The sequence below is a fragment of the Polaromonas sp. genome (assembly GCF_030682935.1).
In the GTDB taxonomy this organism is placed as follows: domain Bacteria; phylum Pseudomonadota; class Gammaproteobacteria; order Burkholderiales; family Burkholderiaceae_C; genus Polaromonas.
The window spans coordinates 1-10925 of the sequence record NZ_JAUXNA010000297.1; the positions used below are offsets into that span (position 1 = coordinate 1).

The 10925-nt window shown below is 62.4% G+C and carries 14 protein-coding genes; all 14 read right to left on the reverse strand.

All coding sequences use genetic code 11. From position 1 onward, the window contains the following. Nucleotides 1-885, reverse strand: an 885-nt coding sequence (locus tag Q8K05_RS13600; RefSeq protein ID WP_305247169.1) for a histidinol-phosphate transaminase, incomplete at its 3' end; no start/stop codon positions are given. 152 nt (nucleotides 886-1037) lie between these two features. Next, nucleotides 1038-2381: a histidinol dehydrogenase gene (hisD, locus tag Q8K05_RS13605; RefSeq protein WP_305247153.1), complete on the reverse strand. Its 1344-nt coding sequence runs from the start codon at nucleotides 2379-2381 to the stop codon at nucleotides 1038-1040. 21 nt (nucleotides 2382-2402) lie between these two features. After that, nucleotides 2403-3041, reverse strand: coding sequence for an ATP phosphoribosyltransferase (gene hisG / locus Q8K05_RS13610; protein ID WP_305247154.1), 639 nt, complete (start codon nucleotides 3039-3041; stop codon nucleotides 2403-2405). Beyond that, nucleotides 3041-4312, reverse strand: coding sequence for a UDP-N-acetylglucosamine 1-carboxyvinyltransferase (murA, locus tag Q8K05_RS13615; RefSeq protein ID WP_305247155.1), 1272 nt, complete (start codon nucleotides 4310-4312; stop codon nucleotides 3041-3043). Before murA ends, hisG begins: the two co-directional genes overlap by 1 nt. A 21-nt stretch (nucleotides 4313-4333) precedes the next feature. Next, a complete protein-coding gene (locus Q8K05_RS13620) occupies nucleotides 4334-4576 on the reverse strand; it encodes a BolA family protein (protein WP_305247156.1) in 243 nt (80 codons plus the stop codon). An 18-nt stretch (nucleotides 4577-4594) separates the two neighbouring features. Beyond that, complete coding sequence (locus Q8K05_RS13625) at nucleotides 4595-5350, reverse strand: ABC transporter permease (RefSeq protein ID WP_305247157.1); 756 nt, start codon at nucleotides 5348-5350, stop codon at nucleotides 4595-4597. Continuing rightward, complete coding sequence (locus Q8K05_RS13630; protein WP_305247159.1) at nucleotides 5347-6315, reverse strand: ABC transporter ATP-binding protein; 969 nt, start codon at nucleotides 6313-6315, stop codon at nucleotides 5347-5349. Before Q8K05_RS13630 ends, Q8K05_RS13625 begins: the two co-directional genes overlap by 4 nt. A 101-nt stretch (nucleotides 6316-6416) precedes the next feature. Continuing rightward, nucleotides 6417-6710 (reverse strand): lipid asymmetry maintenance protein MlaB, encoded by a 294-nt coding sequence (locus tag Q8K05_RS13635; protein WP_305247160.1) that lies wholly within the window; start codon nucleotides 6708-6710, stop codon nucleotides 6417-6419. A 12-nt stretch (nucleotides 6711-6722) separates the two neighbouring features. After that, the gene (locus Q8K05_RS13640) at nucleotides 6723-7358 is read right to left on the reverse strand and encodes a phospholipid-binding protein MlaC (protein WP_305247162.1); all 636 of its coding nucleotides are present in this window, start codon (nucleotides 7356-7358) and stop codon (nucleotides 6723-6725) included. Between the two features lie 153 nt (nucleotides 7359-7511). After that, nucleotides 7512-8294, reverse strand: coding sequence for a VacJ family lipoprotein (locus Q8K05_RS13645; RefSeq protein WP_305247163.1), 783 nt, complete (start codon nucleotides 8292-8294; stop codon nucleotides 7512-7514). Beyond that, nucleotides 8291-8797, reverse strand: coding sequence for an outer membrane lipid asymmetry maintenance protein MlaD (gene mlaD, locus Q8K05_RS13650; RefSeq protein WP_305247165.1), 507 nt, complete (start codon nucleotides 8795-8797; stop codon nucleotides 8291-8293). The genes Q8K05_RS13645 and mlaD overlap by 4 nt, the downstream gene beginning before the upstream one ends. 10 nt (nucleotides 8798-8807) lie before the next feature. After that, a complete protein-coding gene (gene mlaE, locus Q8K05_RS13655) occupies nucleotides 8808-9590 on the reverse strand; it encodes a lipid asymmetry maintenance ABC transporter permease subunit MlaE (protein ID WP_305247166.1) in 783 nt (260 codons plus the stop codon). Then, entirely contained in the window at nucleotides 9587-10432 is an 846-nt protein-coding gene (locus Q8K05_RS13660; protein ID WP_305247167.1) for an ABC transporter ATP-binding protein, read from the reverse strand. Before Q8K05_RS13660 ends, mlaE begins: the two co-directional genes overlap by 4 nt. A 54-nt stretch (nucleotides 10433-10486) precedes the next feature. Then, a partial coding sequence (locus Q8K05_RS13665) for an FAD-dependent oxidoreductase (RefSeq protein ID WP_305247168.1) occupies nucleotides 10487-10925 on the reverse strand: 439 nt, incomplete at its 5' end.

Sequence of the window (10925 nt, forward strand, 5' to 3'; positions counted from 1 at the left end):
GGCCGCATCGGCAACGCGCAGCAAAATCATGTTGGCGTCGCTTTTCCAGGCTTTGACGCCCTTCATGGCCTTCAGTGCGTCAAAAAGTGCCGCGCGCTGCGCCACCAGCTCCTGCGCCTGCGCTGCAAACACATCCTGGTGCTCCAGCGCAAACAGCGCGCACTCATAGTTGAGCACACTGATGTTGTACGGTGGCCGGACCTTGTCAATTTCGGCGATCAGGGCTTGGGGGCCCATCATGTAGCCCAGGCGCACGCCGGCCAGCCCGAATTTGCTCAGGGTGCGCATCAGCAGCACATGGCTGTGTCTGGCGATGCGGTCGATGTAGCTCTTGCTGGAAAACGGCTGGTAGGCCTCGTCCATCACGACAAGTCCGCCCTGCGCGCCCACGGCGTCGATGATGTTTTCGATCACCGCGTCATCCCACAAGTTGGCCGTCGGGGTGTTGGGGTAGGCCAGGTAGGTGATGGACGGTTTGTGCAGGCAAATAGCGGCCAGCATGGCGGCTTCGTCGAGTTCAAAGTCGGGCGTCAAATCGACGCCGATGAACTTCAGGCCCTGCAGCTGCGCGCTCATGGCGTACATCACAAAGCCAGGCAGCGGCGCCAGCACGGAGCCGCCCGGCACCGCGCAGGCCCGGGCCAGCAGCGAGATCAGCTCGTCCGAGCCGTTGCCCAGCATGATGTCAAAGCCTTCGGGCATCTGCGCGTAGTCGGCCAGGGCCTTGCGCAGGTCATTGACGCGGCCGTCGGGATAACGGTTCAGCGCCAAGGCGCCCAGCCGCTGACCCAGGTGGGCCTGCAGACCGGCGGGCAGCCGGTGCGGATTTTCCATCGCATCGAGCTTGACCATGCCGGCCGAGTCCTGAATCGCGTAGGCGTGCATGGACTGCACATCCTGGCGAAAGATATGCGCCCCCACGCTTGTCGCTTCGCGTACTGCGCTGCCCCCCGAGGGGGCGCTGCGCCTGCGGCCCGGCAGAGCCGGTTCCGCGGCCCCGGCTGGTGGGGAGAGCTCTGACCTGTCGGTTGCTGCGCTCATTTTTTTATTCTCATTTCGGGCACGGGCTGCAGGCGCATCTCGGCGGCGCGGGCGTGGGCCTGCAGGCCTTCGCCATAGGCCAATTCGGCGGCAATTTTCCCGAGTGTCTGAGCACCGGCTTCGCTGACCTCGATCAGGCTGGAGCGCTTCTGGAAGTCATAAACCCCGAGCGGACTGGAAAAGCGCGCCGTGCCGCTGGTGGGCAGCACATGGTTGGGGCCGGCGCAGTAGTCGCCCAGGCTTTCGCTGGTGTAGGCGCCCAGGAAGATCGCACCGGCATGCTTGAGCAGCGGCTCCCAGCGGTGCGGCTCGCGGCTGCTGACTTCCAGGTGCTCGGGCGCGATGCGGTTGGCTAGATCGCAGGCCTCTTCCATGCTGCGCGTGTGGATCAGCGCGCCCCGGTCGGTCAGGGATTTGGCAATGATGGAGGCACGCGGCATCAGCGGCAGCAGGCGGTCGATGGCAGCCTGCACTTCGTCGATGTAGGCGGCGTCGGGACACAGCAGAATGCTTTGCGCCAGCTCGTCATGCTCGGCCTGGCTGAACAGGTCCATCGCCACCCAGTCGGCGGGCGTCGTGCCATCGGCCAGCACCAGGATTTCGGACGGCCCGGCAATCATGTCGATGCCGACCGTGCCAAACACGCGTTTTTTGGCGCTGGCCACGTAGGCATTGCCCGGGCCGGTGATCTTGTCCACCTTGGGCACCGTGGCCGTGCCGTAGGCCATGGCGGCCACCGCCTGCGCGCCGCCAATGGTGAAGGCGCGCGTGACGCCGGCCACGTAGGCTGCGGCCAGTACCAGGGCGTTTTTCTCGCCCCTGGGCGTGGGCACGACCATGATGATTTCGCCGACACCAGCCACATGGGCGGGAATCGCGTTCATCAGCACCGACGAGGGGTAAGCCGCCTTGCCGCCGGGCACGTAAATGCCCACGCGGTCGAGTGGTGTGACCTTCTGGCCCAGCAAGGTGCCGTCTTCGTCGCGGTAGCTCCAGCTTTCGCCGTTGGCCTTTTTCTGCGCCTCGTGGTAGGTGCGCACCCGTCGTGCAGCGGCCTGCAGGGCATCGCGCTGGGCGGCGGGAATCGCTTCAAACGCGGCTTTGAGTTCGGCCTGCGTGAGTTCAAGCTCCCCCATCGAGGCGGCGCTCAGTCCGTCGAAACGCGCGGTGTAGTCCAGCACGGCGGCGTCGCCGCGCAGCTGCACGTCGGCCAGAATATCGGCCACACGTTGTTCGATCGCCGCATCGGTATCGGCAGACCAATGCAGCCGCGCCTTGAATTGAGCCTCAAAAGTGGCTTCAGCGCATGACAGACGGACTGGAGCAGCTACTAAATTCATAGCATTCCTGGTGAAGACAAGTTAGAGGGCAACCGCCCGGGAAAAAGCATCTATCAGTTTTCGGATGGGCGCCTGCTTGAGCTTGAGCGCCGTCTGGTTCACCACGAGGTGCGAGCTGATGTCCATGATGCGCTCAACCTCCACCAGGTGGTTGGCCTTGAGCGTGTTGCCGGTCGACACCAGATCGACGATGGCGTCGGCCAAGCCGGTGAGCGGCGCCAGTTCCATGCTGCCGTAGAGCTTGATCAGGTCCACGTGCACGCCTTTGGTTGCAAAAAAGTCGCGGGAAATGGCCACATACTTGGTCGCCACTTTCAGGCGCGAGCCCTGCTTCACGGCGGCGGCGTAGTCAAAACCCTCGCGCACCGCCACGCTGATACGGCATTTGGCGATCTGCAGGTCCAGCGGCTGGTATAGGCCCTGGCTGCCGGATTCGAGCAAGGTGTCCTTGCCGACCACGCCGATATCGGCGCCGCCGTATTGCACATAGGTCGGCACATCGGTGGCGCGCACCAGCACCACGCGCAGGTCAGGCTGGTTGGTGTCCAGAATCAGCTTGCGGGACTTTTCCGGGTCATCGAGCACCTCGATGCCGACCGATTGGAGCAGCGGCAGGATGTCGTCGAAGATGCGTCCTTTGGACAGGGCGAGCGTGATCATTATTTGACTCTTTCTATATCTGCGCCAATGGCGCGCAGCTTGGCTTCCATCCGGTCGTAGCCCCGGTCCAGGTGGTAGATGCGCTCGACCAGGGTTTCGCCGTCGGCGACCAGGCCGGCAATCACCAGACTGGCAGAGGCCCGCAGGTCGGTCGCCATGACGGTGGCGCCCGAGAGTTTTTCAACGCCTTCAATGACCGCGACCTTGCCTTCGATCTGGATCCTGGCACCCAGGCGCACCATTTCATTGACGTGCATGAAGCGGTTTTCAAAAATCGTCTCGGTCACGGTGCTGGTGCCGTGCGCAATGGCATTGAGCGCCATTAACTGGGCCTGCATGTCGGTCGGGAAACCGGGGTATTCGGTGGTGCGAAAGGACTGGGCCTTGAGCCGGCCCTGGGCCTGGATGCGGATGAAGCCGTCGCCCGCGGTGACGGTGGCGCCGGCCTCGCGCAGCTTTTCAATGACGACCTCCAGGTGGTCGGCGCGGCCATGCCGCAGCAGCACATCACCGCCCGCCGCCGCCGCCGCGCACAAAAAGGTGCCGGTTTCGATGCGGTCGGCCACCACCTGGTGGGTGCAGCCGTGCAGGCGCTCGACGCCCTGGATGCGGATACGGCGAGTGCCGTGGCCTTCGATTTTTGCGCCCATCTTGATGAGCATCTCGGCCAGATCGCCAATTTCGGGCTCCTGCGCCGCGTTTTCAAGAATGGTTTCGCCCTCGGCCAGGGTGGCAGCCATCAGAAAGTTTTCAGTCCCGGTCACGGTGACCATGTCGGTCGTGATATTGGCGCCCTTGAGGCGTTTCTGACCCGTGGGCAGTTTGGCCAGCATGTAGCCGTGCTCGACGGTAATGTCGGCGCCCATGGCCTGCAAGCCCTTGATGTGCTGGTCCACTGGCCGCGAGCCGATGGCGCAGCCGCCGGGCAGCGACACCGTGGCTTCGCCAAAGCGCGCCAGCAGAGGGCCCAGCGCCAGCACCGAGGCGCGCATGGTCTTGACCAGTTCGTAAGGCGCTTCAGGCGAACTCAGGGCCCCGGCATCGAGCGTCACGGTGCCCGGCACGTCCGGATGGCGCTCAGCGGTCACGCCCATGTTGCGGATCAGCGTGAGCATGGTGGCCACGTCCTGCAGGCCGGGCACGTTCTGAAGCGTCACGGTGTCGGCGGTCAACAGGGCCGCGCACAGTTCGGGCAGCGCGGCGTTCTTGGCGCCGGAAATGTCGACCGTGCCCGCCAGCGACTTGCCGCCCCGGATGAGTAGTTTGTCCATATTTTTTATTGTTCGATGCGGTTAGGCGTTGCTGGCAGCCCATTCGGCGGGCGTGAAGGTTTTCATCGACAGGGCGTGCACCTCGTCGGTCTGCATGCGGCCGCCCAGCGTTGCATAGACGCGCTGGTGGCGCTGAATCAGGCGCTGGCCTTCAAAGGCGCTGGAGACGATGGTGGCATACCAATGCCGGCCATCGCCGGACACCTCAAGGTGTTCGCACGGCAGGTGGGCGGCAATGAGGGCCTGGAGTTCTTCGCTGGTCATGGTGGTCGTGTCTTTCGGTCAATGCCTGATTTTGTAGCCCGTGCGCAGCATGTTGACTGCCACGGCGCTGACGATGAGAAATGCGCTCAGCACAATACCCAGGCTGAGCCAGGGCGAGACGTCGCTGACGCCAAAAAATCCGTAACGGAAGCCGTCCACCATGTAGAAAAACGGGTTCAGGTGGCTGACGGTTTGCCAAAAAGGCGGCAACGAATGAATCGAGTAAAACACGCCGCTCAAAAACGTCATGGGCATGATGACGAAATTCTGGAACACCGCCATCTGGTCGAACTTTTCAGACCACAGGCCTGCCACCACCCCCAGCGCGCCCAGCATGGCGGCGCCCAGAATCGCAAACACCGCAATCCACAGCGGCGCCACAAAACCGGGCTGGCCAAAAAATGCGGTCACGGCAAACACCCCTGCGCCGACCAGCAGGCCGCGCGCCACCGAGGAACCCACATAGGCAAAAAACCAGTGCCAGTGCGACAGCGGTGTGAGCAGCACAAACACCAGGCTGCCCATGATCTTGCTCTGGATCAGCGACGACGAGCTGTTGGCAAAGGCGTTTTGCAGCACGCTCATCATCACCAGGCCGGGCACCAGGAAAGCGGTGTAGCTCACCTGGTCGTACACCACCACCTTGCCCTGCAGAACATGGCCAAAAATAAGCATGTACAGCACGGCTGTCAGGACCGGCGCGCCCACGGTCTGGAAACCGACTTTCCAGAAACGCAGTACTTCCTTGTAAAACAGGGTTTGCCAGCCGCTCATTTCGCAACTCCCACAAACGCCAGGGCATCGGCGGCCAAAGGTTCTTTCACGTCGCTTTCGTTCATCACATCGAGAAACACATCTTCGAGGTCGGCCTTGCGGAACTCCACGTCTTCGGCCACCAGGCCGGCCTCGCGGATGGCCGCCAGGTACTGCTCGATTTCCCAGGCGTTGTGCGCGGGAAACTGCACGATGCGGCCGGTGATTCGGGCCTGGGCCGCCAGGTGCGGCGGCAATTCGCTGTCAATTTTGAAGCGCAGCACATTCGAGGAAGCGGCCTTGAGCAGCTCGGAGGTCGAATCCAGCGCCACCACCCGGCCCTGCTTGAGCATGGCGATGCGGCCGCACAGCGCTTCGGCTTCTTCAAGATAGTGGGTGGTCAGCAGCACCGTGCTGCCCTGCTTGTTGAGCTTGGCGATGAACTGCCACAGGGTCTGGCGCAGCTCCACATCGACGCCGGCCGTGGGCTCGTCGAGCACGATCACCTGCGGCTTGTGCACCAGCGCCTGCGCCACCAGCACTCGGCGCTTCATGCCGCCCGAGAGCTGGCGCATGTTGGCCTGGGCCTTGTCAGCCAGCCCGAGACTGTGGAGCAGCTCGTCAATCCAGTCGTCGTTGTGCTTGATGCCGAAATAGCCCGACTGAAAGCGCAAGGCCTCGCGCACCGTAAAAAACGGGTCGAACACCAGTTCTTGCGGCACCACACCGATTTTTCGCCGGGCCACGGCGTAATCGGTCACGACATCGCTGCCATGCACCAATACCCGGCCGCTTGTGGCGCGCGACAGACCCGCCAGAATGCTGATGAGCGTGGTTTTGCCGGCGCCGTTGGGCCCCAGCAGACCGAAAAACTCGCCCTGCTGGATGTCAAAGCTCACGTTATCCAGCGCCCGAACCACCGGGCCGGTCTGATTTCGCGTGGAAGGGTAGGTTTTGGAGACGGACTGAAATGAGATAGCTGGCATGAGCCCACCATTTTAAGGGCTGACGCCTTTATTATTCGGCGGGACCCTGCAAGGCCCCGTGCGGTGCATGACGGGCCGGTGAAGCCGGCCAGACCGGACACTCAGGCGGCAGCGACCGCAGCAGCCGTCGCTGCAGGCGGAATCAGCGACTCAACGCCGTACAGGCTGGCCAGCTCACGCAGACGGGCCGGTGCGCCGTGCACTGAAAAAGCTTTACCGGCGGCCATCGCCTGGCGGCGGCACTCCAGCAGCACCGCCAGCGCAGAAGAGTCAAACTGCTGCAGGGCGCTGGCGTCAGCCAGCACTTCAGTCGGCTGGGACTGCACCGCCTGCGGCAAGCCACGGGCAAACGCAGCCGATGCGGCATGCGTCAAGACAGCGGGAAGTGTCAACACAAAAAGGCCTGATCAGGACTTCTGGCCGCCGACATTTGACTTGTTGCGCTGCGCGAGCGCTGCGATCAGGCCCTCGACGCCATTGGCATTGATTTCCTGCGCGAACTGGGTGCGGTAGGTTTCCACCATCCAGACGCCCAGCACATTCAGGTCATAAATCTTCCAGCCCGTGGCGGTTTTTTCCATGCGGTAGTCGAGCTGAACCGGGTTGCCCCGACCGATGACCTCGGTGCGCACGATGACCTCGGTGTCGGTTGGCGCCGCACGCAGGGGCTTGACGTTGAGGCGCTGGTCGTTGACCTGCGACAGGGCACCGGAGTAGGTACGGATCAGCAGCGCCTTGAACTCCTCCTGCAGACGCTTTTTCTGCTCAGGCGTCGCCTGGCGCCAGCTGCGGCCCACCGCTGCAGCGGTCATGCGCGTGAAATTCACGTGCGGCATGACCTTGCTGTCGACCAGCGCGAGCACCTTGGTCATGTCGCCGGCCTGAACGTTTTTGTCCGCCCGGATGGCGTCCAGCACTTCCACGGAAACACGCTGGATCAGTGCGTCAGGCGCCTCTTCGGCGGCGCGAACAAAAGGTGTGGCGGCCAGCAATGCCAGGCTGAGCGAGGCGGCCAGCAAGCGGCCAAGGGTTCTACGTTTCATGATTTTCCTTCGATGACGAACCACCTGTTTGTCAGCATCGCGGCCTGCGTAGTTTGCTGAGTGTTCGGGGTTCGAGTGATATTTTGCGCACTGGTTTCGCAGCAGGCGATGAAGTTTTTCGGCAGTCTTGTAAAGCTTGTTGCCAAGGTCTCTTTAGTTGCTGGCCGGCACAGGCACTGTGGGCTGTTCAGCGCCGGGCGCCTCTTCAGGCAGGTCGTAGCGCTCTTCGGCCGGGGCGTCGACGGCACGTGACGAGCGATGGCGCTGCATATAGATGTCACGCGCAAACGTGTACTTGTCCAGTGACGCCTGCTCCAGAAAGTCTTCAACACCCAGCAAGTTCGCCCGGAGGTTGACCAGGCGCAAGCCGACCAGCGAATTGCGCACGGAAATATTGTCAACGCCCTGAGTCACGAGGTCACCTTGAGAATCAACCAGCCTGCCAACGGAGTCCCGCACGTTGGAGGGGCCGAACACCGGCAACACCAGATAGGGGCCGGATGCGACACCCCAATGCCCCAGGGTCTGGCCAAAGTTCTCGCTGTGTTTGGGGATTTTCATCTCGCTCGCAACATCGAAAATGCCGCCCAGTCCCCACAAGGTATTGATCGTGACGCGAAAAAAGCTTTCAGCTGCGGCTTGCGGCTTGGCCTGCAGCACGTTGTTGACCACGGACCAGACGTCTGAAATATTGCCAAAGAAATTGGTGACGCCGGTGCGCACCAGCGCGGGCGTGACGTTCTGGTAGGCGGTCGCCACCGGCTTGATGACGGCCCGGTCCAGGCCATCGTTGAACTTGAACACCGTGCGGTTCAGGGGCTCCAGCGGATCGGCCGGATTGGCATTCGGTCCGGTGGCGCAGCCCTGCAACAGGGCCAGCACCAAGGCCGCCGAGGCCCACCCCAGGGATTTCTTTGTCGCGAGTGGTGTTGTCATTTTTTTTCTTTACTCCCGGATGGCGTTGCAGCGGCTGGCCCTGGGCTGCTGTCTGCCGCTTTGCTGAACAAAAACTGGCCAATCAAATTTTCAAGCACCACGGCCGATTGCGTGCTGGAAATGTTGTCGCCTGGGGCGAGGTTGTTTTCGGCTCCGCCCGCCTCCACGCCAATGTACTGCTCGCCCAGCAAGCCGCTGGTGAGGATTTTCAGCGAACTGTCCTTGGGAAAAGCATAGCGGTCTTCCATGGCCAGCGTGACGCGCGCCTGGAAGGTTTTGTCGTCAAAGGTGATGTCGTCCACACGTCCCACCACCACGCCGCTGCTGCGCACCGCCGCCTTGGGCTTGAGACCCCCGATATTGTCAAACTTGGCCGTCACCCGGTAGGTGGACTGAAAACTCAGCGTCAGCAAATTGGCGGCCTGCAGCGCCAGAAACAGGATGGCCACGCCCCCCACCAGCACAAACAAACCGACCCACACATCATTCTTTGAGCGTTGCACCACACTCTCCTTAAGTAGTAAACATCATCGCGGTCAGGATGAAATCCAGACCCAGAACCGCCAGGGAGGCCACGACCACCGTGCGGGTGGTGGCGCTGGCCACCCCTTCCGGCGTGGCTTGCGCCTCAAAACCCTGCAGCAGCGCAATAAAAGTCACGGTAAAGCCGAACACGATGCTCTTGACAATGCCGTTGCCCACGTCCTTCCAGACATCGACACCGCCCTGGATCTGGCTCCAGAACGAACCGGCATCCACGCCGATCATGACCACGCCCACGACCCAGCCGCCAATAATGCCCATGGCACTGAAGACGGCAGCCAGCAAGGGCATGGTGATCACGCCGGCCCAGAAACGGGGCGCCAGAATGCGCTTGACCGGGTCCACCGCCATCATTTCCATGACGCTGATCTGCTCACCGGCCTTCATGAGGCCGATCTCGGCCGTCAGCGAGGTGCCGGCCCGCCCGGCGAACAGCAGCGCCGTGACCACCGGCCCGAGTTCGCGCACCAGCGTCAGCGTGACCAGCAAGCCCAGTGAATCGGACGAGCCGAAGCGCTGCAGCGTGTAGTAGCCCTGCAGGCCAAAAACAAAGCCGACAAACAGGCCAGATACCGCAATGATGACCAGCGAGTAATTACCGAGAAAATGGATCTGGTCACGCACCAGGGCAAAGCGCCTGAAGCTCGAAGCAAACGTTGTCAGCAACTGAAAGAACAGCCGGGCGCCCTGGCCCAGATTGGCCAGCCAGTTGCGCGTGGCGAACCCGACGTCCGAGGGCTTATACCAACTCATGATGAAACTCCCGGCGGCCTGGACCCGGATTGGAGCGCAGGACCGAAGTCGTCGTCAACGCTTGGGCCGGGATACTGAAAACGGACCGGGCCATCCGGCAAGGCATTCACGTACTGGTACACCAGCGGGTCGGTGCTCTGGCGCACCTCGTCGGGCGTGCCTTCGGCGGCCACTTTGCCGTTGGCCAGAATGATCACGTGGTCGGAAATGGCAAACGTCTGCTCCAACTCGTGCGAGACAAAAATACTGGTCAGCCCCATGCTGTCATTGAGCTGCCGGATCAGCCGTGCCGCCGTGCCCAGAGAAATCGGATCGAGCCCGGAAAAGGGCTCGTCGTACATCACCAGTTCGGGGTCCAGGGCAATCGCGCGCGCCAGCGCAATGCGCCGCGCCATGCCGCCGGACACTTCGCTGGGCATGAGGTCGCGCGCGCCGCGCAGGCCCACGGCATTGAGCTTCATGAGCACGATGTCGCGAATCAGGGCCTCGGGCAAGTCGGTGTGCTCGCGCAGCGGAAAGGCGACGTTTTCGAACACACTCAAATCGGCAAACAGGGCGCCAAACTGGAACAGCATGCCCATGCGGCGCCGCGCGGCGTAGAGCTGCGCCTGGTTCATGGGCGTGACGTCCCGGCCGTCAAACAGCAGCTGGCCGGACTGGGCCCGGTTCTGGCCGCCTATCAGACGCAAAATGGTTGTTTTTCCGCCGCCGGAAGCGCCCAGCAGGGCCGTGACCTTGCCTCTAGGCACCGACAGCGAGATGTCGTCCAGAATGACGCGTTCCCCATACCCAAAGGTCAGGTTTCGCAGTTCAACAAGGGATTCGGAAGAAGATGAGGCCATAAAAAAGCAAAAGCCGGGTTTATCCGGCTTGCGCATCATAAATGATTACGTTCTTTACCGCGGCAGGTCGCTGAAGCCCATCAAAAACTCGTCCACCGCGCGCGCGGCCTGGCGGCCTTCGCGAATAGCCCACACCACCAGGCTCTGGCCGCGCCGGATATCGCCCGCCGCAAACACCTTGGGCACGTTGGTGGCATAGCCGCCCGTGAACTCCGTGCTGGCCTTGGCGTTGCCGCGCTTGTCTTTTTCAATGCCAAAGGATTCGAGCACCGAGGCCACCGGCGAGACAAAGCCCATGGCCAGCAACACCAGGTCGGCCTTGAGGATTTTTTCGGAACCCGGCACCTCGACCATTTTGCCGTCCTTCCATTCGACGCGAACGGTTTTCAGGCCGGTGACTTTGCCCTTCTCGCCGATCAATTCCTTGGTCGAGATGGCGAATTCGCGCTCGCAACCCTCTTCGTGGCTGGAACTGGTGCGCAGCTTGATCGGC

Bases quoted from the DNA above. Each gene is read 5' to 3' on its own strand.
- Q8K05_RS13660 (WP_305247167.1), bottom strand. From the start codon at position 10,432: ATGGCCTCATCTTCTTCCGAATCCCTTGTTGAACTGCGAAACCTGACC.
- mlaE (WP_305247166.1), bottom strand. From the start codon at position 9,590: ATGAGTTGGTATAAGCCCTCGGACGTCGGGTTCGCCACGCGCAACTGG.
- Q8K05_RS13620 (WP_305247156.1), bottom strand. From the start codon at position 4,576: ATGACCAGCGAAGAACTCCAGGCCCTCATTGCCGCCCACCTGCCGTGC.
- Q8K05_RS13645 (WP_305247163.1), bottom strand. From the start codon at position 8,294: ATGACAACACCACTCGCGACAAAGAAATCCCTGGGGTGGGCCTCGGCG.
- Q8K05_RS13625 (WP_305247157.1), bottom strand. From the start codon at position 5,350: ATGAGCGGCTGGCAAACCCTGTTTTACAAGGAAGTACTGCGTTTCTGG.
- murA (WP_305247155.1), bottom strand. From the start codon at position 4,312: ATGGACAAACTACTCATCCGGGGCGGCAAGTCGCTGGCGGGCACGGTC.
- Q8K05_RS13640 (WP_305247162.1), bottom strand. From the start codon at position 7,358: ATGAAACGTAGAACCCTTGGCCGCTTGCTGGCCGCCTCGCTCAGCCTG.
- hisD (WP_305247153.1), bottom strand. From the start codon at position 2,381: ATGAATTTAGTAGCTGCTCCAGTCCGTCTGTCATGCGCTGAAGCCACT.
- Q8K05_RS13630 (WP_305247159.1), bottom strand. From the start codon at position 6,315: ATGCCAGCTATCTCATTTCAGTCCGTCTCCAAAACCTACCCTTCCACG.
- hisG (WP_305247154.1), bottom strand. From the start codon at position 3,041: ATGATCACGCTCGCCCTGTCCAAAGGACGCATCTTCGACGACATCCTG.